Annotated in this window: 27 protein-coding genes and 1 tRNA gene; 19 read left to right on the top strand and 9 right to left on the bottom strand. The window is 45.2% G+C overall.

All coding sequences use genetic code 11. The features are described from left to right. Positions 1 to 54: 54 nt before the first annotated feature. From Phpb_RS15895 to Phpb_RS15960, 14 genes are all read left to right on the top strand, one after another. Positions 55 to 804: a fimbria/pilus periplasmic chaperone gene (locus Phpb_RS15895; RefSeq protein WP_065391192.1), complete on the top strand. Its 750-nt coding sequence runs from the start codon at positions 55 to 57 to the stop codon at positions 802 to 804. Positions 805 to 825: 21 nt separating this feature from the next. Then, positions 826 to 1,422 (top strand): fimbrial protein, encoded by a 597-nt coding sequence (locus Phpb_RS15900; protein WP_240492580.1) that lies wholly within the window; start codon positions 826 to 828, stop codon positions 1,420 to 1,422. Next, complete coding sequence (locus tag Phpb_RS15905) at positions 1,415 to 1,996, top strand: fimbrial protein (protein WP_065391194.1); 582 nt, start codon at positions 1,415 to 1,417, stop codon at positions 1,994 to 1,996. Before Phpb_RS15900 ends, Phpb_RS15905 begins: the two co-directional genes overlap by 8 nt. Before the next feature lie 14 nt (positions 1,997 to 2,010). Beyond that, positions 2,011 to 2,502: a fimbrial protein gene (locus Phpb_RS15910; RefSeq protein WP_065391195.1), complete on the top strand. Its 492-nt coding sequence runs from the start codon at positions 2,011 to 2,013 to the stop codon at positions 2,500 to 2,502. 11 nt (positions 2,503 to 2,513) lie between these two features. Beyond that, positions 2,514 to 3,059 carry a fimbrial protein gene (locus tag Phpb_RS15915; protein ID WP_065391196.1) on the top strand — a complete coding sequence of 182 codons (546 nt, stop codon included), beginning with the start codon at positions 2,514 to 2,516 and terminating at the stop codon, positions 3,057 to 3,059. Between the two features lie 26 nt (positions 3,060 to 3,085). Next, positions 3,086 to 3,901: an MrpH family fimbial adhesin gene (locus tag Phpb_RS15920; RefSeq protein ID WP_065391197.1), complete on the top strand. Its 816-nt coding sequence runs from the start codon at positions 3,086 to 3,088 to the stop codon at positions 3,899 to 3,901. A 29-nt stretch (positions 3,902 to 3,930) separates the two neighbouring features. Continuing rightward, positions 3,931 to 4,236 carry a helix-turn-helix domain-containing protein gene (locus Phpb_RS15925; protein WP_065391198.1) on the top strand — a complete coding sequence of 102 codons (306 nt, stop codon included), beginning with the start codon at positions 3,931 to 3,933 and terminating at the stop codon, positions 4,234 to 4,236. 472 nt (positions 4,237 to 4,708) lie between these two features. After that, positions 4,709 to 5,269, top strand: a complete 561-nt coding sequence (locus tag Phpb_RS15930) for a fimbrial protein (RefSeq protein ID WP_065391199.1) — start codon at positions 4,709 to 4,711, stop codon at positions 5,267 to 5,269. 101 nt (positions 5,270 to 5,370) lie between these two features. Continuing rightward, positions 5,371 to 6,087 carry a fimbrial biogenesis chaperone gene (locus Phpb_RS15935; protein ID WP_082302606.1) on the top strand — a complete coding sequence of 239 codons (717 nt, stop codon included), beginning with the start codon at positions 5,371 to 5,373 and terminating at the stop codon, positions 6,085 to 6,087. Beyond that, positions 6,087 to 6,659, top strand: a complete 573-nt coding sequence (locus Phpb_RS15940) for a fimbrial protein (protein ID WP_065391200.1) — start codon at positions 6,087 to 6,089, stop codon at positions 6,657 to 6,659. Before Phpb_RS15935 ends, Phpb_RS15940 begins: the two co-directional genes overlap by 1 nt. Before the next feature lie 33 nt (positions 6,660 to 6,692). Continuing rightward, on the top strand, positions 6,693 to 7,427 hold the full coding sequence (locus Phpb_RS15945; protein WP_075489493.1) for a fimbrial biogenesis chaperone: 735 nt from the start codon (positions 6,693 to 6,695) through the stop codon (positions 7,425 to 7,427). Between the two features lie 56 nt (positions 7,428 to 7,483). After that, positions 7,484 to 8,305: a fimbrial biogenesis chaperone gene (locus Phpb_RS15950; RefSeq protein ID WP_065391201.1), complete on the top strand. Its 822-nt coding sequence runs from the start codon at positions 7,484 to 7,486 to the stop codon at positions 8,303 to 8,305. Beyond that, positions 8,292 to 10,898 (top strand): fimbria/pilus outer membrane usher protein, encoded by a 2,607-nt coding sequence (locus Phpb_RS15955; RefSeq protein WP_082302607.1) that lies wholly within the window; start codon positions 8,292 to 8,294, stop codon positions 10,896 to 10,898. The genes Phpb_RS15950 and Phpb_RS15955 overlap by 14 nt, the downstream gene beginning before the upstream one ends. Before the next feature lie 61 nt (positions 10,899 to 10,959). After that, positions 10,960 to 12,120 (top strand): hypothetical protein, encoded by a 1,161-nt coding sequence (locus Phpb_RS15960; protein ID WP_065391202.1) that lies wholly within the window; start codon positions 10,960 to 10,962, stop codon positions 12,118 to 12,120. An 83-nt stretch (positions 12,121 to 12,203) separates the two neighbouring features. Here Phpb_RS15960 and Phpb_RS15965 read toward each other — a convergent pair whose 3' ends face one another. From Phpb_RS15965 to gloB, 3 genes are all read right to left on the bottom strand, one after another. Further along, complete coding sequence (locus Phpb_RS15965) at positions 12,204 to 13,142, bottom strand: 2OG-Fe(II) oxygenase family protein (RefSeq protein ID WP_065391203.1); 939 nt, start codon at positions 13,140 to 13,142, stop codon at positions 12,204 to 12,206. 712 nt (positions 13,143 to 13,854) lie between these two features. After that, positions 13,855 to 15,219 (bottom strand): murein transglycosylase D, encoded by a 1,365-nt coding sequence (gene mltD / locus Phpb_RS15970; RefSeq protein WP_065391204.1) that lies wholly within the window; start codon positions 15,217 to 15,219, stop codon positions 13,855 to 13,857. Between the two features lie 71 nt (positions 15,220 to 15,290). After that, complete coding sequence (gloB, locus tag Phpb_RS15975) at positions 15,291 to 16,043, bottom strand: hydroxyacylglutathione hydrolase (RefSeq protein WP_065391205.1); 753 nt, start codon at positions 16,041 to 16,043, stop codon at positions 15,291 to 15,293. A 40-nt stretch (positions 16,044 to 16,083) separates the two neighbouring features. Here gloB and Phpb_RS15980 point away from each other — a divergent pair, with 40 nt between their 5' ends. Next, positions 16,084 to 16,800, top strand: a complete 717-nt coding sequence (locus tag Phpb_RS15980; RefSeq protein WP_065391206.1) for a methyltransferase domain-containing protein — start codon at positions 16,084 to 16,086, stop codon at positions 16,798 to 16,800. On the opposite strand, the gene rnhA is transcribed toward Phpb_RS15980, so the two are convergent. Beyond that, entirely contained in the window at positions 16,797 to 17,267 is a 471-nt protein-coding gene (gene rnhA / locus Phpb_RS15985) for a ribonuclease HI (RefSeq protein ID WP_065391207.1), read from the bottom strand. The two genes, Phpb_RS15980 and rnhA, sit on opposite strands and share 4 nt — an antisense overlap. A 57-nt stretch (positions 17,268 to 17,324) precedes the next feature. Between rnhA and dnaQ the strand changes: the two genes are divergently transcribed. Both dnaQ and Phpb_RS15995 read left to right on the top strand, forming a co-directional pair. Next, complete coding sequence (gene dnaQ / locus Phpb_RS15990; protein ID WP_065391208.1) at positions 17,325 to 18,071, top strand: DNA polymerase III subunit epsilon; 747 nt, start codon at positions 17,325 to 17,327, stop codon at positions 18,069 to 18,071. Between the two features lie 129 nt (positions 18,072 to 18,200). Beyond that, positions 18,201 to 18,277, top strand: a tRNA-Asp gene (locus tag Phpb_RS15995). 142 nt (positions 18,278 to 18,419) lie between these two features. Here the strand turns inward: Phpb_RS15995 and Phpb_RS16000 are convergent. The 3 genes from Phpb_RS16000 to Phpb_RS16010 form a co-directional block, all read right to left on the bottom strand. Next, positions 18,420 to 18,686 (bottom strand): helix-turn-helix domain-containing protein, encoded by a 267-nt coding sequence (locus Phpb_RS16000; protein WP_065391209.1) that lies wholly within the window; start codon positions 18,684 to 18,686, stop codon positions 18,420 to 18,422. Between the two features lie 480 nt (positions 18,687 to 19,166). Next, positions 19,167 to 19,826, bottom strand: coding sequence for a helix-turn-helix transcriptional regulator (locus Phpb_RS16005; protein WP_065391210.1), 660 nt, complete (start codon positions 19,824 to 19,826; stop codon positions 19,167 to 19,169). Between the two features lie 26 nt (positions 19,827 to 19,852). Beyond that, on the bottom strand, positions 19,853 to 20,536 hold the full coding sequence (locus tag Phpb_RS16010) for a helix-turn-helix transcriptional regulator (RefSeq protein WP_082302609.1): 684 nt from the start codon (positions 20,534 to 20,536) through the stop codon (positions 19,853 to 19,855). A gap of 757 nt (positions 20,537 to 21,293) precedes the next feature. On the opposite strand from Phpb_RS16010, the gene tkt reads away from it, so the two are divergent. Continuing rightward, a complete protein-coding gene (tkt, locus tag Phpb_RS16015; protein ID WP_065391211.1) occupies positions 21,294 to 23,288 on the top strand; it encodes a transketolase in 1,995 nt (664 codons plus the stop codon). Positions 23,289 to 23,393: 105 nt separating this feature from the next. On the opposite strand, the gene Phpb_RS16020 is transcribed toward tkt, so the two are convergent. Further along, the gene (locus Phpb_RS16020) at positions 23,394 to 23,765 is read right to left on the bottom strand and encodes an antibiotic biosynthesis monooxygenase family protein (RefSeq protein ID WP_065391212.1); all 372 of its coding nucleotides are present in this window, start codon (positions 23,763 to 23,765) and stop codon (positions 23,394 to 23,396) included. A gap of 179 nt (positions 23,766 to 23,944) precedes the next feature. Continuing rightward, a complete protein-coding gene (locus Phpb_RS16025) occupies positions 23,945 to 24,457 on the bottom strand; it encodes a MarR family winged helix-turn-helix transcriptional regulator (protein WP_065391213.1) in 513 nt (170 codons plus the stop codon). 388 nt (positions 24,458 to 24,845) lie between these two features. Between Phpb_RS16025 and epd the strand changes: the two genes are divergently transcribed. Then, positions 24,846 to 25,865 carry an erythrose-4-phosphate dehydrogenase gene (gene epd / locus Phpb_RS16030; RefSeq protein WP_065391214.1) on the top strand — a complete coding sequence of 340 codons (1,020 nt, stop codon included), beginning with the start codon at positions 24,846 to 24,848 and terminating at the stop codon, positions 25,863 to 25,865. Positions 25,866 to 25,913: the final 48 nt, after the last annotated feature.

The following is a 25,913-nucleotide window of genomic DNA, read 5'->3' on the forward strand; positions in this document are numbered from 1 at the left end:
CAGAAGTGTATTGCGGTGACCTGAAATGATTATTCTAAGAATGAGTAATTGAGTATGAAATTGAACAATACAATCAATGTAATCACGATAGCTATCTTAAGTCTGTCAGTGATCAGTGAGTCAATGGCGGCTATTGCGCTGGATCGTACCCGCGTTGTGTTTAACGGTGAGGACAAATCCACCAGTATGGATATCAGCAACCAGAATAAAGAGTTGCCGTATCTGGCGCAGGGATGGATAGAAGATGAACAGGGTAACAAAATCAATGGTCCGTTAGTGGTGACGCCGCCGGTACAGCGGGTGGAACCGGGCGCTAAGAGCCAGGTGAAAATACAGTCACTGCCGACAATCGCACAGTTACCACAAGATCGGGAAAGCTTGTTCTATTTTAATTTGCGTGAAATTCCGCCGCGCAGTAAGAAACCAAATACCTTGCAGATTGCGTTACAAACTCGGATCAAACTGTTCTATCGTCCGAAAGCCATTTTTGCCAGCCGTACCGATTTGGATAATCCGTGGCAAGAGAAGATGACTTTGACGCGTCAGGGAGACCGATATCAGGTGAACAATCCGACACCGTATTACATCACCGTGGTGGATGCATCGAGCCAGCTTAAGGGCGGGACGGCGGCGGGCTTTAAACCATTGATGATAGCGCCTAAAAGTAGTGCGGTGCTGAGTGGCGGTGCCGGGGCGTTAGGGAGTGCGCCGGTACTAACGTATGTCAATGATTATGGCGGCCGACCGCAATTGACTTTTAATTGTGCGGGGAACCATTGTCAGGTGACTAAACATTCGTCGTGATGGGTAAAGTCGGGAGGGGCGATGATGAACATCAAGCGGATAAGTTGCGCACTGGCACTGGCGATCTGGCTGATACCGATGACGGAGAGTCAAGCGAGGGAGACGCGGGCAGCAGATATAGACGGGCTGCACGGTGAACTGCATGTGTTTGGTGGGCTGACTGAGGCGGCCTGTCGACTGGACATGACCTCTGCATGGCAGGAGGTGAATTTAGGGAGCACGCCAAACAGTGACTTACGCCAGCCAGGTGATAAAGGGACGCCGATACCGTTCATATTGAAGTTTCGTGACTGTCTAAGAACTAAAGGGGCAGTCAATGACAGTCGGACCGGCAATCTGACGTGGGATCAGTTACAGCCGGTGGTAACGGTCAGTTTTGCGGCGCCGATGGATCGCGATTATCCACATCTGGTGCAGGTGACTGGTGTCACCGGGGTGGGGTTACAGATAACAGATACCGCGAATAATGATATCCGGTTGGGAGAGCGGGGACGCCCACGTTTTGCGGCAGCCGGGCAGGATAGTTTGGAATATTACGTGACGCCGGTGCGGACGCCGAGAGCGCTAGGGATTGGGCAATATCGCGCGGTGGTGGATTTCAGGGTGAATTATGACTAATTCTCTTTGTTCTCTTTTTCAGTGTTCTCTGCGAATAGAAAGACAGTATCGCAGGCAGAAAAAATGGAGCGTATTACTGTTTGGCTGTTTGTTGAGTGTAAATGCTCAGGCTGATTTACTGACAAATTTATCGGCAAGACCGGCCAGTAATTTTGCGGGTAAAACACCGGTCAATATTTACGGCGTGGTTATCGCTCCTCCACCTTGTGTGATTAATAACGGTAATACTATTGATGTGGATTTTGGCGACGTGATGATTACCCGGATTGATGGGGTTAATTATATGCAACCCGTAAAATACACCGTGAGATGTGAAAAAATGCCGGCTAATGCGATGAAAATGATGATATCGGGTAACACTGCCAGTTTTGATCGAACGGTGTTACAAACTAATCACTCTGGGCTAGGTATCGCTGTTATTCATAACGGACGAAAATTGCCCATCAATGACTGGATGAAATTTAGCTATCCTAATTTTCCTGAATTGCATGCGGTGCCGGTAAAAAATATGGCTGCGGTATTGAAAGGCGGCGACTTTGGCGCGGGCGCAACCATGATGGTTGAATACCAGTGAACGGGAGACATGCAATGAACCCTCTGATCTATCGTGTTTTCTGGGGTGCGTGCTTGGGGTTAACCAGTGTGATGCCGGGACAGGCGGCAGATAATATGTGGTTTCACGGCACACTGCTTGAAGCGCCTCCTTGCGTTATTAATGACGGCAATATGATTGATGTCGATTTTGGTCGCAATGTTGGCATCTATCAGGTAGACGGGGTGAATTATACCAAGCCCGTGAATTACCAGTTGGTATGTGCGCCTAATATCTCAGGTTGGAGTTTAGGATTAACGGTGGTCGGCCCGCCAACCTCATTTGATGCTGCCGCGTTGCAAACCAATATTACTGATTTAGGCATTCGTCTGACGTTGGATGGTAAAGCATTCACCCTTAATGAGGGTATTCCGGTGACATCACAGAAACAGCCGGTGATACAAGCGGTGCCGGTGAAAAAACCGGGAAGTACATTGCCGGAAGGGGCATTTGAAGTGACGGCGACATTGCTGGCGGAATACCAGTGAAAGGAAACTTAATGAAATATTTAAAATTATTCGTGTTGCGTGTTGGTTTTATGGTTATTGCCGCCACGGTTTATGGTCATCAAGTGGTACAGGCCGCGGATAATATGCGTTTTCACGGTGCATTGGTTAAAGAACCTTGCTCGATTAAAACGGGTGATGAAGATATCCAGCTCGATTTTGCGACAATTTCTGAAAAATATTTGTATCTGCATGGTAGGACCCATAGCGAACCTTTTCTACTCAGGTTATCTGGTTGCGATATGAGTGTGGGGAAATCGATTAAATTGACGTTCAGCGGCATAGAAAATACGCAATTGCCGGGCTTATTAGCGTTAAGCGCAGGGAGCCAAGCCTCTGGGATTGCCATCGGTATAGAAACGGCGGAAGGCAAACGGTTGTTGTTGAATAAAGAGGGGGAAGAATATCCATTAAAAGAGAGGGAAAACTTGATTGTACTGCAAGCATATGTGCAGGCAGAACCTGCTGCGCTAGCTAACCAGACGATTAAGCGAGGTGCATTTCATGCGATTGCGACATTTAATCTGAATTATGACTAACTTGCACGGTTTTATTAGGTAACTAAATGAAAAAGTTATTCTCTGTTTGCCTGGTACTTTTATCGCTGTTTTCATCAAATGCGGTTGCATCGATATTTTCATATATCACTAAATCCGAGGGGATTCCGACAAATGCCTATTATACTTTTGTCATTGAACGTTGGGACCCAGAAAACGATTTTACGCCAAATCCTTGTTATGGTTATTCTGCGTGTTGGATATCGGTTAACCATCGTCATTTTGTTGATGGTTATTCAGGGCAGCCCTATAGGATATTTAATACTCGCGTGGAAAGATTTAAGACCATGAAACAAGTGCAATCGGAGATATTGAAATATACCAGTTTTCCGATCACCGGAGTTGCAAAACATTTTGGTCCTGCGATTCGGTCTCATCAGGAATGTGTCGGGCTATTTTATGAAACTGATCAAAATGGTTTTCATGGAAGATTATTACCTGGATCTTTATGTGGCGTTGCACCACCGCCGATAGGATTTTGCCAAGTCAGTGAAGGCTCCGTTGAACTTAATTACGGTAGTATTGATGAGGCAAAGCTAGAAGGCGCGACCAAAACGGAAAATATCAATGTAACCTGCAATGTAGACATCGAGATTATCGTGACAGCGACGGGGCCTGATCGGGGATTCGTACCGTTAAGAAGTGACGGTAGTTTGAAAGCTAAATTGCTATTAAATGAGAAAAACGGTGAAGAGGGTGTCACGGTGTTTGTACCGGCTGGCGGAAATGTACCCGTTACAGTGAAATCAATTTTACAGAAAAATGGCAGAGTAGAGGCAGGACCTTTCTCAGGATCAGGGGCAATAATTTTGGCGATGCCATAAAAAGGTGTTTTTTTAATTTAAAGGCTGGGATGAAAATGAAACAAGATCATCTATTAGTAGGGAAGCGGATTCAAAAAAGAAGGAAAGAGTTGGGTATGACCGCCGCAAGATTGGCGGAAAAAATAGGTATTAGTCAGCAACAACTCTCACGTTATGAGAGGGGGATAAACCGAATTAATTTATCCCATCTGGTGCGGATCGCTTCAATATTGGAGACGCCGATAAACTGGTTTTTCCTTGATTGTAGTTATCCTGTAACCAATAACAGCATCAATAAATTAACAGACCAATATATCCCTATTGCGGAGGCTACATTGGGTAAATTTGGATGTTAACTGATCTCGACGCCAATCGGGGGATCTATAAACCCGTTGATGACTGAGTTTCGTGACCGACGGAACGGTCACTTTTATGATTTATTCGTTAACCGTGTTATTACCATAACGTTATTACCACAAATTAAAAAGTCCATTCTTATTTATTTCCCCTTTTGACGAAGTTATTAAAGTTCAGATAGTAATTTAATTGAGGAACAAATACTCACGACACCATAACGTTCAGGAATTAATGTTGAATATGTCGGGGGCTAATAACTCGTTGTCTCAAAAAGAGAACAAACTGCCACTCAATATTTCCCGCTCAAAAATAGATATGTTATCGACGGTTTAACCAAAATTCAGAAGTTAATCAGCAAACAAAATAACTCAAATGACAAGTAAAACGCACCGCGTTAGCAATCTGGTTGTTTAATTTGTCGTGATGTTGTTTTAGGCAAAATGTATCGAATAAATAAAAGGAATCGATGAAATGAAAAAACAAATTTTGCAGACCTGTGCGATAGCGGCGCTGTGTCTGGGGGGGATGTCGCAGGCGATGGCGGAGGAAGTGAGTGCCGGTACTCTGACGGTGAACTCTTCAGTGACCGCGGAGACTTGTAAGTTTGCAGCAATAGAGCCTGTTAGCCTCACCGCGTTGGTATCTGATTTCACTGCGGTAGGAAATGGTGCAATCGTAGCTAACACGCAAAAATTCGTCACGATTAAAACGGAAAAATGCCCTCTGTGGAGTTCCGCGAAAAGCGTTAAATTGACGGTTGCCGGTACCGCATTAGCATCATCCGCTAATTACTTTCAGCTTCTTAACACTGCGGGTAATACTGCAATCACCGACCATGCGGTTGTGCTGACGTTAAACGATAAAGTTGTAGCAGCAAATGCAGGAATTAACCTAAAAGATCCCCAATACGCCCCCGCAGTAGCCGGTGATAATGCCATCACGCTTAAGGTAGGGTTGGCTAAGATTGGTGCGGCGGCGGTAAAAGCAGCAGACTCCAAAGCAAACCTGACCGTGAAAGTAGAGTATGACTAATTCAACGCCGCTAAGCGTTAGAAACAGATAGTTGTGGAATTGGACAGGGAGGTCCAATTCTTACTTATGCAATACCAACCCAGACATTTTCAGGTGAGTCAGTGAAAAGATTGATGACAGCAATGATAGTGACCGGTCTGTTAGGCTGGCCGGTTACTTCCGCGCAGGCGGAAGGGGTGGGGATTAGTACTACCCGCATTATCTATCCAGCGGATAGCCGCGCGACAACCGTCTCAGTGAGCAATACCAGTAAAGAGGCGGTCTATTTAATACAGGCGGCAGTCAGCTCTACTTCTGAGGGAGATAAAACCGCCCCATTTCTGGTGACACCGCCCCTGTTTCGTATGGAACCAGACAGCCAGAATCAGGTGCGCATCATCAAAACTGGCCCGTCGCTGCCTGCCGATCGGGAATCTCTGTTCTGGTTTACGGCGAAGGCCATTCCGTTAAGCTCTGAATCCGATAATCGCTCCCAGCGGAATGTCTCCGGCGGAATACAGTTTGCTATAGCCAACACGATTAAGCTGATGTATCGCCCGTCGGGATTGTCGGTTTCGCCGGAGCAGGGATTTGGTTCACTGCGCTTCAAACCGACAGCCGCAGGAATCACGATAACCAATCCGTCACCCTATTACATCACCTTAACCTCCCTAAAGGTGGGTGGACAGGAGGTGATGACGCAGCAGAAAGCGAACATGGTCTCCCCATTCTCTGACCTCTCTCTACTACTTAAAGGAGGGCATTATCCAGCCAAAGTAAGCTGGTCGGTGATTAATGACCTCGGCGGAGAATCCACCTATCAAGGGGAGATACGGTGATGCGTAAACCGTGGCCCCTTATCAGACGGGCAACACTGGCTTGCTTGCTCTGTATCGCCTCTCAGCCCGGGGGAGCGAACCCAAACACGGCGGAACTGACATTGGCGCTGACGCTGGAGCAGCCAACCTGTGAGCTTTACATGCAGACATCTCATGTCGAGTTTTCATCCGTACCACTCACCCAGGTGCAGCGCAGTACGGAACATATCGCAGCGGCGGGCAGCAAACCCATTATGTTGGCGTTGTCGGGCTGTGCGGGATCAGCCAGAGCAGGCCGTACTCCGGCCATTAAAATAGCCGGCCCCACGTCAGAAGGCCACCCGACGCTATTTCGGGATAAAGCTTCCACGGTGGCGGGAAATGTGGGATTTGGCCTGCGCTATCAATTGCCGGGAGGCGGATTGGGGAGCTACCTAAAAAATGGCGATTATGTGAATTTGGCGCCATCGGGTAACGCCGCTAAAGAGAGTCAAATTACCTTCCTGATGGATATGCGACATGAATCCGGCACGGTTGTGCCGACTCCCGGTGAACTGACCGCGCACATTCAATTTCAATTTGATTATCACTGAGCGCAGCTCGGGCAACAGGTTTCAGGAGACGTTGTGGAAACAGGTCGAGTACGCCCGGCGCGGTGCCGGTTGGCGCCATTGATGTTCTGGCTAGGGCTAGGGATGACCGGCACAGAATTCTGTCAAGCAGCCGGTATCAGCCTGAATAAAACCCGGGTGATTTTTACCCAAGGCGAGCGGGCGCAAACGCTGACGGTGGTCAATACCACACCTCAGGCGTGGCTGGCGCAGGTAAGGATAACGGAAGATCAGGAGAAAACTACTCCGTCGTTTGTGGTGACGCCGCCGTTGTTCAGGTTGGAAGCCAACAGTCAAAACAGCCTGCGTATTTTGTCAGCCTTTAATCAGTCTCCCTTTCCGGCGGATCGGGAATCGCTCGGATATGTGCAGATAAATGCCCTCCCCGCAACTCAGCGGGCGACGGATGAACTTGTTCGGGATCAGGTATCGATGAGCATGGGGATGCGGATTAAGTTTTTCTGGCGACCGCGTAGCCTGCCTCTGTTGCCGGAAGAGGCGTATGGACAGCTTCGCTTTCAGTCGCAACCCGATGGTATTGAGGCGTGCAATCCCACCCCGTATTTCTTGTCGCTGGACAGTCTCATGTTGGACGGACGAGCGCTCGATCTGAACCGCTATCCCTCAATGATAGCGCCGCAAGACTGTGTGACCTATGCCGGGCTGGTGGGTAAAAAATCGGTGAGCTGGTCGATGATTAATGATTACGGCGGGGCTTCAAACCTATTTACGGCCAGAGTGGAGCGTTAAATCCGCCATTGTTTTCTATTTTTCTACTTTTTTTCTACTTTCTACGGAGTTGGAGAATGAAGAGATTCAGTGACCGGCATGGGCGGACATACTGGGGGTTAATGCTTTATTCCCTCGGTTTCGTTCTGCTGTCAGGGAATGTATTTAAGGCGCAGGCGGTTGATAATCAAGGCTTATCGTTCTCCCCGATGCAGTTGTCTTATGTGGCTAAAGATAGCCCGAGAGGCGTGACGCTCAGCATGACTAATCATACGGGGCAGAACTATCTGGTACAGGGATTTGTCAGCCCGATGGACCCTGATACCGGTCGCTTTGACACTAAAGCTAGGCAAGTTCCCCCTTTTATCGTTCTGCCGCCGTTAAAACGGGTTGAGGCTGGCGAGAAATTTTCGTTCCGTATTCGCCAGCTTGGGGGGCAATTACCGTCGGATCGGGAATCGGCCTTTATAGTCTCGCTGCGAGCTATCCCGGGAGTTGCTGTACCGGATACCGAGGAGGCGCCGGCATTAGGCCACCGGACGGACAAAGCGTCGCAGGTGCAGGTCGCCTTACAGATGAATATTCGGCTGTTTTATCGTCCTCAAGGCGTGCCCGCCCGGGATAATGCCACGGTGGCTAAACAGGTGAAATTTTCCATTCATGGGACGCGGTTACGGGTGGAAAATCCCACGCCCTATTTTCTGACCTTTTCTGCCCTGAAAGTAGGTACCCAACAGGTAGATGATCACATACGTCAGGCGATGGCGCCCCCGAAAGGCATACAAAGCTATTCGTTTCAAGCCCATTCGTTTCAAACCCGTTCGTTTACCGCTGGGATACCGGGGCCGCTGGTCTGGCGTTTTCCCGGCGACAGTCAGGATCGCCATGTTTCGTTATAACGCGTCCTCATCTACAGGTAATGACCGGCTCCGCCCTGTATATGTATGTTTGCTATGCTCACTGACGGCGACAACCTTGCCCATCTCCGCGCGGGAATATTTTAATCCCGCTTTCTTGATGGGGGCGACGGGGGAGCAGGAGCATATCGATCTCTCGGCGTATGAAAACGCGGGCTATGTCGCACCGGGACGCTATTTGGTGGATATCTACATGAACCAGAATAAGGTGGATAACCGTGAGATTGAATTTAGATTGGTCAACGACCATCTGCAACCGGTGTTAACGGTTGCACAGCTCGAAGAGTATGGCGTCAACGTTCGTGGATTACCGGCTTTTCAGGGAAAAGCGAGCGACAGCCCCATCACAGATCTGACGAAACAGATCCCACACGCCAACGCGATATTGGATTTCGCCCGTTTGCGTTTGGACCTCAGTGTTCCTCAGGCGGCTATGCAGCCCCATCATTCTGGGATGGTCGATCCGTCACTGTGGGATAACGGGATACCGGCCTTTTTGATGAACTACACCGTTAACGGTTCGGAGGGGCGTTATGAAGGTCAGGAAACTGGCGGCGGATCACGCTCCCGTAACCTGTTTGTCTCTTTTCGTAATGGGTTGAATCTGGGAGCGTGGCGTCTGCGCAGCACGCAAACTTACAGTTACAATCGCCAGCGCAATGGAGGGGCCGCCGGTTTTTCCCCCTCTACCCAGACTCAATGGCAGGTGAGTAATACCTATTTGCAACGTAATGTGCAGTCACTGCGCAGTGAGTTCACCGCTGGTGAAACCTATACCGGTGGGGATATTTTTGACAGTATCCCGTTGCGTGGCATGAAATTGGCTTCTGAGGAGGCTATGTTGCCTGAAAGTCAGCGTGGTTTTGCCCCGGAGATAACCGGTGTGGCGAGCTCCAATGCGCAGGTGACCGTATCCCAGAATGGTTATACCGTGTATCAAACCACGGTGGCGCCGGGGCCGTTTCGTTTCACCGACCTGTACACCATCGGGGATTCTGGCGACTTGACAGTTACGATCAAAGAGGAAGATGGCAGTACTCGTGTCTCTACCCTCGCTTCTTCATCGGTCCCGATGATGCAGCGTCCCGGCGGCGTTAAATATGAGTTAACGGCCGGTCAATATCACGGCGGCAACCTCACCGATGGCAGCCGTTCCCCGGTATTTGCTCTGGGCACCTTGGTTTATGGTTTGCCGCACAATATCACCTTGTACGGCGGGGGATTGGTGGCAGGCAACTACCAGTCGGGTGTATTAGGTTCGGGCGTGTCACTGGGGGCATTAGGCGCACTGTCCGCGGATGTGACGTTTGCTTGTACTCAGTTACAAGGGGCTAAGGGTCAGGAAAATAACCGGCGGCAGGGCCAGGCTTATCGAGTGAAATATGCCAAGAACTTGATCAGTACCGGCACCAGTATTGATCTGGCAGCCTATCGCTATTCCACTCAGCATTATTACAGTTTCAGTGATGTTAATAGCATAGGGTACAACCTGAATGAATATCAGGTCCCGTGGGCGCTTGACCGACGTCAAAGCACCTGGCAGGTGAACCTGCATCAAACGCTGGGACGTTGGGGCGGTCTCTACGTCTCCGGGACGCGTAGCGATTATTGGAATGGCCGTACCGACAACAATCTGAATTTGGGTTATAACGCGATGCTGATGGGGATCAGCTATAACCTGAGTTATAACATTTATCGCATGGAAGGGGCTGGCAATTGGTCGGAGAATCGTCAGGTGTCATTCAATATGCAGGTCCCGTTCAGTCTCTTTGGTTCATCGTCTGCGCTACGGGGCGTTTACACCCGTTATACAGCCTCGCGCGACTCGCAGGGTAACCTCACTCAGCAGACCGGGATCAGTGGCATGTTATGGGATAACCGCTTGAATTATAACCTCCAGCAAGGTTGGGGGAACAGCGGCCGACAAAACAGCCGGGCCTTGTCTCTGAGTTATCAGGGCAGTCAGGGAAACGTTAATCTTGGCTACAATGATAGCGCAAATAGCTATCACTTCACCTACGGGGCTGCCGGCGCCCTCCTAATCCATCCTTACGGCTTGACGCTATCACGTTCACTGGGTGATGAAGCGGTGTTGGTCCGTGCGCCCGGGGCGAAAGGGGTGACGGTCGGCGACGGCAATGTGCAGACCGACTGGCGTGGCTACGCTGTACTGCCGGGTGGATCGGTATATCAAAAAAATACTATCAATCTGGACCCGTCTACCCTGTCGGAAGGGATCGATATTGACCAGACCAGTAAGAACGTTTATCCGACCAGAGGAGCAGTGACGTTGGCGAATTATCAGGTTCGTTCAGGCAGCCAGTTACTGTTGACGTTGATACATCATGGCAAACCCGTGCCTTTTGGCGCTATTGCGACGCTGGAAGAGAACGCCGCTCAGGTCGGCAGCGGCATTGTGGGCGATAACGGTCGGGTTTATCTCAGCGGCATGCCCCCTGCCGGTTATGTGAAAGTTAAATGGGGAAATGGGGCAACACAACAATGCGCCACCCGTTATCAGGCGCCGTCCGATACACCCGGGCAACTGGTACAGGCCGATGCCGTGTGTCTGTAAGCATTACCTTCATGTGGGCAGTCTGACCGGTGTGCCCGATAAGCAATTTGGAGAAAGAAGAATGTTAAACACTGAACGCTTGTGGGGCGGTAGTGTAGAAAATCCCGTGATCGGCTTGGGAGTATTATTGCTCTTTTTATTGGCCGCTTTGCCACTCCAGGCGGCGGAGACTTATCAGGACTGTGAGATTGAAATGGTGCAAATGGTTCGTAATGTCACCGGTTATGCAATGGCGCCAAATAACAAAAATAAGCGTGATTACTCACGGGATGAGATAGTGGGTTATACCACCAGCGGCCCTCTTGATTGGTCGACAACTTGTCGCGTCCCCATTGGGACGCGGTTTATGGCCTACACTGTGGGATTGGGAACGCGTCCATTGATCTCTTCGTCGTCACCGAGTAGTGTCCGGGTAGGAAGGATCGGCGACTTTATGGTTGATATCGGGCAATCTTCACTCTCTTGCCAAACGCATGGTTTACCCGGTACCTATCAATCAGCCAGTTTGGCTAAGGGGAATGCCAGCGTTAACATTCCATGCGTTCCAGATGCCAACGGTCTGGTTGATGTCACTATCCGTACCGTGACAGGGGCAATTTACCCGGACAGTGACGGTAATTTCAATGTGAAAGCCGGAGGTAGTCCCCAGTCAGTGGGCGCGATCGGCTGGACTCCTGCGCCCATATCGGGTTCTAACGGCATGCTGAAATCCCTATGGAGCACGGTTATTCTTTCACCAGTTAAAAAGCCATCCACTTGTGCGGTTGCCCTGACCCCTTCATCGGTGGATTGGGGCACGGTGAAAAGAGCCGGTAAACAGGCGGGAGATCCACTGGCGTCGGCCAGACAGATAGGGGTAAACAGCACATGTTCCGGCGATGACGCTGTATTCCAAAATTCACGCCTACTTTACCGAATCGATGGGCCATTTGTGCCGGGTAAACCGAATGCATTAGCTTCCTCAATAGCGGAAGTCGCCTTTGTGTTTTTCGATTCTGCCAATAAACCCTTATCTCTCGGGACTGGGCGCAGAGGCGAAGGAGAGAACGCAAGATACGTTAAACGGGGAGACGATAGCTATACCGCATCAACACAACTGTCTGTGGTACCGATTTTGTTGAGGACTGATGGCGCCGGAGGGCGAGCCAGCGCCGTAGCGGTTATTTCCGTGTGGTCGGATGTTAATTTTGTCGAACCATCTGCCTGGCAAAGACCGCCGTAAGCCCTTGTATCTTGAACATTGATTACAATGTCAACATGATTAACCTCAGTTTTGTTTAAACTGATTTATTGTGCGGAAAATATCTACAGAGTGTCATTATCATCATCGTATGTTCGACTCGCTTCCTGGATAACAAACTCTTTAACAGATTGAACTTTAGTGGGGCCGTTGGGGCCATATTTGTAGACATTACCAGCCAGATTGCTAACTAAAAACATGACATATGACATTCTATCGCGCTGCCCATTTCTTTCTGTGCGAGCAACGCCATGTATATTGGCCCGAACATTCGGGGTTAAATTCTCAGTCAGCACTTCGATCGAACTACCAAAGTTAATGATTAGGTGTCCTGGAACAGGATCAATAGCTAAAAGTTCATCATTTATATAGGCAAGAAGGCCACGTTCAGTTGATCTTAGAACTGTCACCCATCCTGAATCCCGGTGAAATTTAGAGCCTCGGGTGGCTTTCTCTGATCGGAAGTGGTTAAACGATAACATCTGGTTTTCTAACCCTTCTGAAATACCATTGGTAATGAGTTCCCAGTCACGACGAGGAATGCCAACATAAGTTAACACGGAGCGTAGTACACATATACCGATGTGCGCCATATGGCGACCCAGTGTCGCGACCTCTGATGGCATGAGGTGCCAATGTTTCCGTTCGAGGCGAAAATGTTCCCATTGATCATGTTCTCTGTCGAAATAACCTTCGTAGCTATTGGAAAAAGTAGTATATGATTTGAATCCCGTATAGGGGCGAAGGTCACCTTCTGTGGCGGGTTCAAAGAAATGGTATGCAAATCGATCGCCGTGTTCAAAATCCATGTATGATGGTGCTTTCAGGAGGAAAAAGCCATCCCGGAGGGCTCGATCAAAGCCGTCGTTGTCATCAAAAATAAGGTTATCTCCCTCTAGATAGGAGCGCGCCATATCTACTGATTTATATGTTTTTGAAGCTTCACTTTCCGATGGCATTGGTGGGAGTTTGACTGGAGTTCGCATTGTCGATGATGTTGTCATAATGATAGCCTTTAGATGTGGTAAAAGAACTTTTGTTTATTCTTTTTTATCTCGGAAATGTATATTGCCAATATTACATGTGGTGCTTATTCTTATATTGTTTTTTTATAGTGTATTAATCTATTTTTTCGTTATATTAACGGCTGGGTAATTATATTAACAAGTTTATTTGTTAAAACGTTAAGTAACTATTCGGCAAAGTAATCAATATTGAACGCTAACTATCCTAGCTGACTTTTTGAATATTACAAGAATTCGATGGATTATATATGAAAAATAATAGAAATATAAATGGCGACAATAGAGTTATATTCTTTTAATCTGTTGTTAATGTGAATGTTTTATAAATTATTTGGTGATGTTTTATTGCTTTTATTATTTGTTGTTAAACGTAATAGTTTATCAATGATATTTTTATGATTTTCATTAAGTTTAGTAATTAATGTTTTATCGTGATTATATTGTTGCATTATTTAAATGCTATTTCTTAAATAGCATGTTTAATACTTTAATATGTTGATGGTTAATTTGGTTTTAATGATTTAATTTTTTGTTTATCAATTAGTTATGTGATTATATTGCACTGTTTACCAATTCGTTTGATTCTGAAAAGAATGAGCAAAGGATTATTCCACTCAATATGAAGGAATGGCTCTAAAAGAGAGCCATCTATTATCTTCGTTCAACAATATAATACCTACTGGAAAAGATTTTAAGCTTCATCAGAAAATTCATCGACATAGAGCGTTAACTCAATTCCTGGTTTGATATCTGTTGTTTTTATGCCATCGTTCCAGTTCATTAAATCCTTAATGTTGATACCGTGACGTTTAGCAATACTGGCGATTGAATCGCCTTGGCGTACACGGTAAATAATGGCGTTGTCATTATTTACCCTTAATACTTGCCCAATTTTTAATAGTCTGGCGGTTCTCAGATTATTCATGCGTTGTAATTCACGGGTAGAAACGTTAAACCGCTTTGCAATAGCGGATAATGTATCACCTGAACGAACTTTATATTGGCTTTGTTGACTCAATCGGCGGTTGCTGTTAGCAACTTCCTGACGAATATTGCTTAAAACGGTTTTATTTGCCAGCGAGTGTTTAAATTGATCAACTTTTGCCTTTGGCAGCATGATGTAATGTGGACCGTTAGGCGATGTTACTCCTCGCTTATATCCGGGGTTATAGGCTTTAATCGATGTCAGGGACATGCCAGCCAGTTCTGCGGCTTGAGACAGCGTGATTTGTTGCCCGACATCAACTTGAGCAAGCGCCCGTTGATTATTGGATTTTGGCAGCGTAACGCCATATTTATCGCTGTTACGGATGACATCACTGAGCGCCAGAACTTTAGGCACATAGAGCGTAGTCTCCCGTGGTAGTGATAATGACCAGAAATCCGTTGGCTTACCTTTTATCTGGTTTTCTTTTATTGCACGCATAACACGGCCTTCGCCGCTGTTATAAGCAGCAATAGTCAATAACCAGTCGCCATTGAACATTTTATTCAGGCGTTGTAACAGATTCAGGGCGGCAGTTGTTGATGCGGCGACGTCCCGGCGTGCGTCGTACCATTTATCCTGAGTAAGACCGTAATTGCGGCCCGTATCCGGGACAATCTGCCACAGACCCGCGGCCTTGGCGCGTGAGGTAGCATGCGGGTTAAAAGCACTCTCCACTATGGGTACCAGTACCAGTTCCATTGGCATATCGCGTTGCTTGATCTGCCTGACTATCCAGTACATATACGGTTCAGCCCGTAAAGTTACATCGTGGAGATAGCTCTTATTTTTCAAGTAATAATTTCGTTGTTCACGAACCCTGTAATTATCAGGGATTTTCATCTTCAACTCATCACGGATGTATCCCCACAGCTCACGCTGAGCGCCAGAATCACCCTCTCCCCAGTAGGCAGCAAGCGGATCGGTATCATCAGTTGCTGCTATCTTGCCTGTCTTTAGACTCGTTGAAGACGAATTCTGTACCCGTTGTCCGGCTGTCGTCGACCAATCAGGCCCGGATTGACAGCCAACCAGCAAGACAGATGCGAACAGAATCGCTTTTGTCTTCATAATTAATTTTTATGGTTGCTTAAAAGACGACCAATAATACTTATCTTGGCTTGATATAGCAACTCTCTCAATCAGAATTGATCTTTTCGTCTTCTTAGTTGACAGAAAACGGCGGAAAGCGGTTGAGAGTTGGGGACAATTCCAATATTTCTTTGTAAATCAATATCATCACATTTTAAGAAAATATTAATTTTTTTCTCGGTTTGTAATGTGGTTGGTACTGTTGGTTGATTGTTTTCCCTCATTTGGGTTACTTTTTGCTGATATTCGCGGATAGTCTGATTGGGTAAAACAGCATGAGCAAATTTCATATTAGAAACGGTATATTCATGGGCGCAGCAGATCAGTGTGTCATCGGGCAGCTCAGCTATTTTACTTAGTGATGCATACATCTGTTCAGCGGTTCCTTCAAAGAGGCGTCCGCAACCACCAGAGAACAAAGTATCCCCACAAAAGAGGTAAGGCGCCTGATAAAAAGCAATATGCCCCAGAGTATGGCCGGGAACGTCGATGATCTGGAAAGAAAAATGACCGAAATGGATGCTATCGCCGCCACAGACTACCATTGTCGCACCTTTGCTCTTGGTTTCTTTTGGGCCGTATACTGGTAGTTCAGGGAATCGATCAATAATTCCAGGAACGCCGCCAACATGATCGTGATGATGATGGGTAAGTAAAATTGCATCGGGTATCCAGCCGCGGGATTTTAAGGTATCAAGAACAGGTTGTGATTCTGTCGGATCAACGATGACAACATGTCTATTTTCGTCACAAAGTAACCAAATGTAATTATCCGAAAGGGCGGGAATGCTGATAAGCTCCATTGTATACCTCTTATTAACAGCGGGTTATAAGGAAGAAGCCATGAAATCTGCACATACAATACAGAATATAAATCCCCCGGCTTCTTGGGCTGATTTACCTTGGGGAGAGTATTACCGTGCCGCTTTGGAACGTCAATTACAACCTTGGTGGCCGAAAATATTTGGTTTCCATTTGTTGAAAGTCGGTAATTTGAGTGCTGAAATCGACAGCAAGGAGTGTTCGATTTTTAATCAGATTAATGTGGGTAAGGAAGGAAAGAATATGCAGGTGATTACTGATCCTTACCATCTACCGTTTGAAGGGAAGTCCGTTGATGCTTGTTTACTGAGCCATATGTTGGCTTACAGCGCTGATCCCCATCGTCTTTTACGGGAAGTTGATCGAGTGATGATTGATGATGGTTGGCTTATTATCAGTGGTTTTAATTCATTGAGTTTGCTTGGTTTGGGAAAATTAGTGCCGGGATTATGGCGTCATCAACCCTATTGCAGCCGGATGTTCTCCCTAATGCGCCAACTTGATTGGTTGAGCTTGCTTAATTATGAAGTGGTGTATCGTGACAGTTTCCAAATATTGCCTTGGCGAAATGAAATGGGTTTTGTTAATCGGCGCTTGTCTGTATTGGGTTGTGTCAGTCTGATTATTGCCCGCAAACGCACACTGCCATTAACGCTAAACCAGATAAGAGTAACGTTATTAAAACCTAAATTGGGCAGTGCTGTTGGCGTAACAAAATGTTACCGAAAGCGCAGTTAATCTCTATTTTCGAGATATCCAGCATCGGTTTCTGTTGGTGAATTTGCTGCGGCACGGGCTAATTCATCACAACGTTCATTTTCATCGTGTCCGGCGTGGCCTTTGACCCACAGCCAATCAATGTCATGGCGGCTAATGGCTTGATCAAGACGTTGCCATAAGTCGACATTACTGACCGGAGATTTATCTGCTTTACGCCAGCCGCGTTTTTTCCAGTTATGAATCCATTGTGTAATGCCTTGACGCACATATTGGCTGTCGGTGGTTAAGGTAATTTTGCAAGGACGAGTCAGCGTTTCCAGGCCAATAATTGCCGCCATGAGTTCCATTCTATTGTTTGTTGTACGATAAAAACCTTCGCTAAGGGTTTTTTCGTGTTGTTGATAGCGTAATAACACACCGTAGCCCCCAGGCCCCGGATTGCCGAGACAAGATCCATCGGTGAAAATTTCTACCTGCTTGCTCATATCTGGTAGACTCTGCTTATTCAATTCAAAACCCTAAGTCTGACATAAAAAGGCATTATGAGCACGGCAATTACACGACAAGTTGTTCTTGATACCGAAACTACCGGTATGAATAAATTAGGTGTTCACTATGAAGGGCACAAAATTATTGAAATTGGGGCTGTGGAGGTTGTTAACCGTCGTTTAACCGGCCGCCATTTTCATGTCTATATTCAGCCGGATAGATTGATCGATCCTGAAGCATTTGAAGTGCATGGGATCAGTGATGAATTTTTGCAGGATAAACCGCTGTTTGCTGATGTTGCAGATGAGTTTATTGAATTTATTCGCGGCGCTGAATTGATTATCCATAACGCTCCCTTCGATATCGGCTTTATCGATTATGAGTTTGGCAAGCTGGATCGTGATATTCCACCAACTGCGGATTTCTGCAAGATTACTGATAGCTTACAACTTGCAAGAGGGTTCTTTCCGGGGAAAAGAAATAACCTTGATGCGCTATGTGATCGTTATGATATAGATAATTCTAAACGAACCTTACATGGCGCGTTGCTTGATGCCGAGATATTGGCTGATGTCTATTTGATAATGACAGGCGGTCAGACTTCTCTTGCTTTTTCAATGGAAGGGGAAATTGCTGGTGGTGCGAATGTTTCTGAAATACAGCGCGTTACCCGGTCTCAAACGGCATTAAAAGTTGTTTATGCAACGGATGAAGAACTCGCGGCTCACGAATCCAGATTGGATTTAGTTGAGAAGAAGGGCGGGAGCTGTTTATGGCGTATAAATCCTGAACAGAGTTAACATAAAATTGCAAATAAATCACCTTTTGGGGTGAAAAGTTGATCAAACTCGTCACTTTGTTATAAAAGATATTGACGGAATGATCTTGGATTCGTAATATTCACCTCGTTCTCAACCAGAACGCTGCGCGGTGCGGTAGTTCAGTCGGTTAGAATACCGGCCTGTCACGCCGGGGGTCGCGGGTTCGAGTCCCGTCCGCACCGCCAAAGATTTCGAAGCCCTGGGTAGTTTCCCGGGGCTTTTTCGTTCGTATCTATATCTTTTTTGTTTGTACTTATACCATGTTGTAATCTCTCGATAGACAATATAAATGATAATGAAATTGCATTAACATAAGGCATACAGGTGCTACCAGATTTCTACACAGCTTGTTTCTGCAACTTTTATTAAGAATTTGTTCTCTTTGCCGGGTCTATAGCGTGATGGCCAAATATCCGATGGATGTAAACCTAATTCAGTAGCGATTAATGCTTCTCCCTTCGGCCACGGGCGATGTAATGCGTTACTCAGTGTTGATGACGCTAGGCCAGCTTTGCGAGAAACGGCTGAAAGATTTGTTCCTTGTTTTCTCAGTGCCGCAATAATATCTGCCGGGTGCCAGTCTTGAATACCCATAAATAATCTCCAAGTTTTAATTGTGAGAAAAACATTGATAATAGATAAATTATCAATGTTTTGCTGTTTGGTAGTAATTAGGTGCAGATTATCGATCAAGGTTAATTGAATTGGCTATCGGAGAGAATACTGAATAATAGTATCGATTGTTTTATAACAGAATATTCCCTATATATTGCAGGTGTTTTTTCTTAATGTAAAGATCATTATTATTATCTGTGAAAAATATTCTTAGTTTAATAACTGAAATAACTAATAGTTTCTTATGAATACTTTTTTGTTATTTTTCAGACAATTTATTAACGGTAATTAATATTACATTTACATACAGAGAAATTCCTTGTTTTTTGCAAACTACGACTCTAGGGTTTTATTCCATATATAATCTGGTTAAGTCGTGTTAGAATCATTTTAATAGTTTCATATTTGGTTTTTATAATATTGTTTCCTTTTATAATAATTTTGATATAAAGGTGAGGTTTATAAATAAGGAAATAAAAATCGCTCTGGTATATAAAGGTTAAAATTATTGATACGGCAATACTCCTCAAATTGAGAATCAGAGTCCACTTTTAGTTTCTGGTATGTTTTTTCTATCTGATCTTTCACAGATTGGTAAGAAATATTAAGTCTCTCACTGATCTCCTTTCTGCTATGTTTTGCCAGAAATAGGAAAATAATTTCCCACTCTTGTTGGGAAAATTGTTCCGAGGGAGAGCAAAACATAATGGAAGGTGGCAGTTTCCCTTCGAAAAACTCCTTCAAAGAAAGCGCTTCTGCTTTTCGCCCATGAAAAATAATGCCAATACATTCATTATCTTCACTATAAAATGGGAATTTTTCGAAGTAGTAGGAACAAAGACGTTTTTCTTTGCCAAATCTATGGGTTTCTAATGAGCATATACTTTTTTCCAAATGCATGACAGTTCTGTCATGTCGTTGAAATTGCTTTTCAAAGATTGCTCCTTCCCAGGGTAATTCACAATCAAAACGCCCTTCAACGTCCAAATCAAGCGGGATATCTTGTAGCATAGCCATTGCTGTATTTTCATAAATAAAGCAAGTGCTTTGATCTTTAATGCCCCAAGGATCATGGCTATGTTTTATGGTGTTTATTATCTGCGCTGATATATTATTCATTGTTTTCACCTATTTTATTTACCTCATTATATAAACATTTTACTACCGGGTTTTAAAAATCTTTCAGGAACATAGAGATCAAAATCATTAAGGCGGCAATATTCATCCAATTGTTGACCAGAGTTAATACCAATTTTCTTGTATATCCGTAGCATATGTGTTTCTACCGTGCGATAAGAGATATTCAGTATTCTCCCGATCTGTTTACTGGTGTATTTCTGTAAAAATAGAAAAATGACATCCCATTCCCGTTGAGTAAATAGATTAGAAGGGGGCTGGAACATGATAGAGCCGGGGAGCTTGCCATAAAAAAATCGGGTCAGAGAATAGGCTTCGGCTTTCCAGGCATGGAAAATGACACCCACACATTGATTATTTTCATTATAAAATGGAAACTTTTCGAAGAAATAGGAGGAAAGTAATTTTTCTTTACCATATAAATGGGTTTCTAATGAGCATATCCTTTGCTCTGCTTGCATTACTGCTCTGTCATGGATCTGAAATTGTTCTGCAAAAGCGGCGCCTTCCCAAGGCAGATCATTGTCTAAACGCCCTTCTACATTAAAACCACGGGGAAGATCGCGCAACATAGCCATCGCTTTGTTTTCATAGACAAAACGGGAATTTTGATCTTTTATGCCCCAGGGTTCATGACTGGTTTCCATTAGATTAATGATTTGAGACGATACGGTTAATTTTTTATAGCTCACAACATAATTCCTATGGTTATTGGAAAAATATCTGGATTTTAGATTTAAATGACTTATTTCCACATGTAAATTAATTGCGGAGTGATATTACTTGGTCTGTTTTTGATATTTGACATGAGAATGTCCTAGTTGTTAATTAAGTAGTCATCTGCGTGTCTATTTTATATGTTCTATTTAAAATAACCCGATTATATAATGGATTGCAATAATTAATTCGTTAAAAAATAATATTTTTTATTTTGTCTATATCTGTTAATCAAATTGCTTATTACTTTAGGTAAAAACATCATTATATAAGAAAATATAACTATAAGTATTATTTTATTTTAAATTATTTATTTGGTTATTGATGTTGAAATAACATTGATTTTTGATTGGTGTTTTTTCTATCTATTCACTATTGATAAATCAAATTATTAAGAGATCATTAGCATATAATTAGGATAAATATAAACAATCAATCTAGTCGCTGAAAATTGCCATAAATCAAGAATATGTCTCTGTTTAATGGGTTATTTTATCTGTTGATTGGCAACTAATAGCTGTGTTTAATTCATTTACTCCTTTATATGCGCAATGAGTTTGTTTATTACTCTGATGACGCTGAAATTTATATAGAGCCATAAGGCAAATCAAAGAATTATCGTTCAGATGAAATTAAGATAGTTTCCTGATATTTGGCTTTAAAGATTGCGGTTTGTACGCCGTACTGAGAAAATTATCCCCCTAAACGTTTTTATCCCACTTGGAGTAGAAAATGACCATTCGTAAAACCCTTGCTAATGCTATTCGCTTCCTGAGCATGGATGCTGTGCAGAAAGCAAAATCAGGGCACCCTGGCGCGCCTATGGGAATGGCTGATATCGCTGAAGTTTTATGGCGTGATTATTTGAATCATAACCCAACTGATCCACATTGGGTTGATCGTGACCGCTTTGTATTGTCCAACGGTCATGGTTCTATGCTGATTTATAGCCTGTTGCATCTCACCGGTTATGATGTTTCCGTTGATGATCTGAAAAATTTCCGTCAGTTACACTCTAAAACCCCAGGCCATCCTGAGTATGGTTATACTCCAGGCGTAGAAACTACGACAGGTCCTTTAGGGCAGGGAATTGCCAACGCAGTAGGCTTCGCGATTGCTGAACGCACTCTGGCCGCACAATTTAACCGTTCTGGCCATGAGATCGTTGACCATAATACTTATGTTTTTATGGGTGATGGTTGCATGATGGAGGGCATTTCTCATGAAGTTTGCTCTCTGGCGGGTACTTTAAAGCTAGGTAAATTGACTGCTTTCTATGATGACAATGGCATTTCCATTGATGGTCATGTTGAAGGCTGGTTTACGGATGATACGGCAAGCCGTTTTGAAGCTTATGGCTGGCATGTGATTCGCGGTATCGATGGTCATAGTGCAGCTTCAGTTAAAGCTGCTATTGAAGAAGCAAGTAAAGTTGCTGATAAGCCTTCTCTGTTAATGTGTAAAACAGTTATCGGTTTTGGCGCGCCAACCAAAGCAGGTACCCATGATTCTCATGGCGCGCCATTGGGTGATGCGGAAATTGCCGCGACTCGTGAAGCACTGGATTGGAATTATCCGGCATTTGAGATTCCAGCGGACATCTATGCTGAGTGGGATGCGAAAGAAGCTGGCAATGTGAAACAAGCCGCTTGGAATGAAAAATTCGCTGCCTATGAAAAAGCGTATCCTGAATTAGCTGCTGAATTCAAACGTCGTACCAGTGGCGAATTACCGGCAAACTGGGAAGCTGAATCCAAAGCATTTATCGAACAGTTGCAAAAAAATCCGGCCAATATTGCCAGCCGTAAAGCATCCCAGAATGCTTTGGAAGCGTTTGGTAAGGTGTTGCCTGAATTTATGGGGGGATCTGCTGATTTGGCGCCAAGTAACCTCACGATGTGGTCAGGTTCTAAGCCATTGAACGAAGATCATGCTGGTAACTATATCCATTACGGCGTTCGTGAATTTGGCATGTCAGCCATTATGAACGGTATCGCTCTGCATGGTGGTTTTGTGCCTTATGGCGCAACTTTCCTGATGTTCGTTGAATATGCCCGTAATGCAGTGCGTATGGCGGCATTGATGAAAATTCGCAGCATCTTTGTTTACACCCATGACTCAATCGGTTTGGGTGAAGATGGTCCGACTCATCAGCCGGTAGAACAGCTTGCCAGTTTGCGTGTGACGCCAAATCTGAGTACATGGCGTCCATGTGACCAGGTTGAGTCTGCGGTGGCGTGGAAATATGCTATTGATCGTAAGGCAGGCCCATCAGCGCTGATTTTCTCTCGCCAGAATCTGGCACAGCAAGAACGTACTGCCGAGCAGTTGGCTAATATTGAGAAAGGGGCTTATATCCTGAAAGATTGTGAAGAGCAGCCAGAGTTGATTCTGATCGCGACCGGTTCAGAAATTGAGTTGGCGGTGAGTGCTTACAATCAATTGACTGAGGAAGGTCGCCAGGTGCGTGTAGTTTCCATGCCGTCTACTGACGCTTTTGATAAGCAAGACGCCGCATACCGAGAAGCGGTGCTGCCTGCCGCGGTTTCGGCACGTGTCGCCATCGAAGCGGGTATTGCCGATTACTGGTTTAAATATGTCGGTATAAATGGCGCCATCGTTGGGATGGATACATTTGGTGAATCAGCGCCTGCTGATCAACTGTTTAAAGCGTTTGGTTTCACTGTAGAGAATGTGGTCGCTAAGGCTAAAGCTCTGCTGAAATAGTTAGTCACTTCATAAATGAGCGCACCGGAGGTAAACGTTGAGCGGGTGCGCTCTTTTTCCGCACGATATCATTATCGAAGATAGATCGTGACAGTTTTCCTTGGCTTATGCCACGCAAATTCCAGGAACGGCGACTTTTTGGAACACGTGAGGCGAACCGACAATCCCATCAGGATACTTGGCGAGTTTCTCCTTGAATTCAGGATCTGTGAATGCGGCGCGGAAACGCTCCAGATTCTCCCAAATAGCATAGTTCATGAATGTGCCGCTGCCGGCGATTCCGCGATGTAATTGTGCGGAAATCAGCCCTACCTTAGACCGGAAATATTCTGCGTCTTCCTGCCAGGTTTCTATTAGGGTGTCAGCCATTGAGGGATCAACATGAAATATATTCACCAGCACTATGGAGCCGTCGGTGTTTGAAAATAATTGTTCCCGCAGGGTTACGTGGGTGTCCATTTCTTCTAGTTTGACCATTTCTATCTCCTGAAAATTATGTGTTTATATTTATGTTTGTATTACTGTCCTGCCGAGTCGCGTGATTTACGCGGCTTTTGACGGCAATATGTCAACGTAGAGACAATTGCGTTCCACCAATGCGTGCTGTTTCCACTCATTCAGTTTCCACATTTATCCGTTTCCACATTGTATTTCGTTTAACTGTTTGGTAATTCTTTATCGTTATTAACAACCGAATCTGTAGTGCCATTTGGTACCGGTGACTCTCCCAGCTTCGTTTCTAAGCTGATCAAGATGTTTAATGTCACTTTTAACTTGTTAGGATCAGAGGATTGCATCAGTGATCCGACCCACTTAGCTTCCAGCGATATCGCCGCGTCAAAAGTACGCCAACCAAGCTCGGTCAGTTGATAAAGTGGTGAGCGTTCATGGCGAGGATTAGTGAGGGTTCTCACCATCCCTGAACTTAGCCCGAGATTCAATTGCTTTTGCACGCCTTGGCGCGTGATACCCATTGCGGCGGCAATCTGAGGCGCGGTAGGTGGATGTGGCGCATGCGCAATCGCACCGAGTACTTGCCATCTCGCACTCGTGATTCCCAACGGAGCAACGAGCTGATCCCCTTTGGATAGCAGCAGGGCATTGAGCCGAAATACCGCTAATGTGATCTCAGTGAATACCTCAAACGCCGAAGTTTCCTCGGTTGACACGATTTACTTCCTTTTCCTTAGTTCCTCAAAAAAACGACAACCAGTTTCCATTTATTGAGATTGAATGTCAATGTTTCAACAAATGGTATTGATGATCAATGTCGCAGTTGTGAGTAAATAACGACGGGATTGTTTCTTTCTACTTGCTTGGGGCCGATGAATATGAGCAACGGTCTTTAATTCGAAGGTTGACCACTTTTTACTATTGCTTGCTATCAATCTCCTTTTCCCGTAACCTCGTTATTTGTAGCTGAATCGTTTCATTCTGTTGTCTAAAGCGGTTTTCTATGCACGGTTTTGATAATTTTGTGATAAGCAATCAGTACATCCGTGATTGAGTCGGTTATTCTAAGCGGTTGGGTGGTAATAACTATATTCAGGGAGTAACATGACAATCAAGGTAGCAATAAACGGTTTTGGCAGAATAGGGCGCAGTATTTTACGTGCTCTTTACGAGTCTGGGCGCCGGGCTGAAATTGCGGTTATTGCTGTTAATGAGCTGGCAGATGCTGAAGGAATCGCTCACTTGCTGAAATATGACTCCAGTCATGGCCGTTTTGCTTGGGATGTGCGTCTGAATAATGATTTGTTGCAGGTTGGTGATGATAATATTCGCCTATTTCATCAACCTGATATATCGACGTTGCCTTGGCAAGAGCTGGGAATTGATATTGTTCTTGATTGCAGTGGGATTTATGGCAGCCGAGCCGATGGCGAGGCGCATCTTGCCAGTGGCGCCAAAAAAGTGCTGTTTGCTCATCCGGGGGGCAATGATTTAGATGCGACGGTGGTCTATGGTGTAAATCAGCATTTATTGACAGCAAAAGATCGCATTGTGTCCAATGCTTCCTGTACCACTAATTGCATTATTCCCGTCATTAAATTATTGGATGATGAATTTGAGATTGAATCGGGCACAGTGACAACCATTCATGCCTCAATGAATGACCAGCCGGTGATTGATGCTTATCACAAAGATTTACGGCGTACTCGGGCAGCCAGTCAATCTATCATTCCGGTGGATACCAAGTTGGCCGCAGGGATAACCCGGATTTTTCCAAAGTTCTGTGACCGTTTTGAAGCTATCTCGGTGCGCGTACCAACGATTAACGTTACGGCTATTGATTTGAGCGTTACGGTAAAATCTTCAGTAACTGTTAAAAAAATCAACGAATTAATGCAAAAATCAGCAGCTACTTCATTTCGTGGTATAGTTGATTATACCGAATTGCCGTTAGTCTCAACGGATTTTAACCACGATCCCCACAGCGCGATTGTTGATGGCACACAAACGCGGGTTAGTGGGCAACACCTGATTAAGACATTAGTTTGGTGTGATAATGAGTGGGGATTTGCTAACCGAATGTTAGATACAACGTTAGCAATGGCTGCTACGGGTTTCAAATGATCTGTTGTTGATAGACGGCCATAATAGATTTGCACACGGCGCAAGATT

Origin of the sequence: Photorhabdus namnaonensis (assembly GCF_001684335.1) — a bacterium.
In the GTDB taxonomy this organism is placed as follows: domain Bacteria; phylum Pseudomonadota; class Gammaproteobacteria; order Enterobacterales; family Enterobacteriaceae; genus Photorhabdus; species Photorhabdus namnaonensis.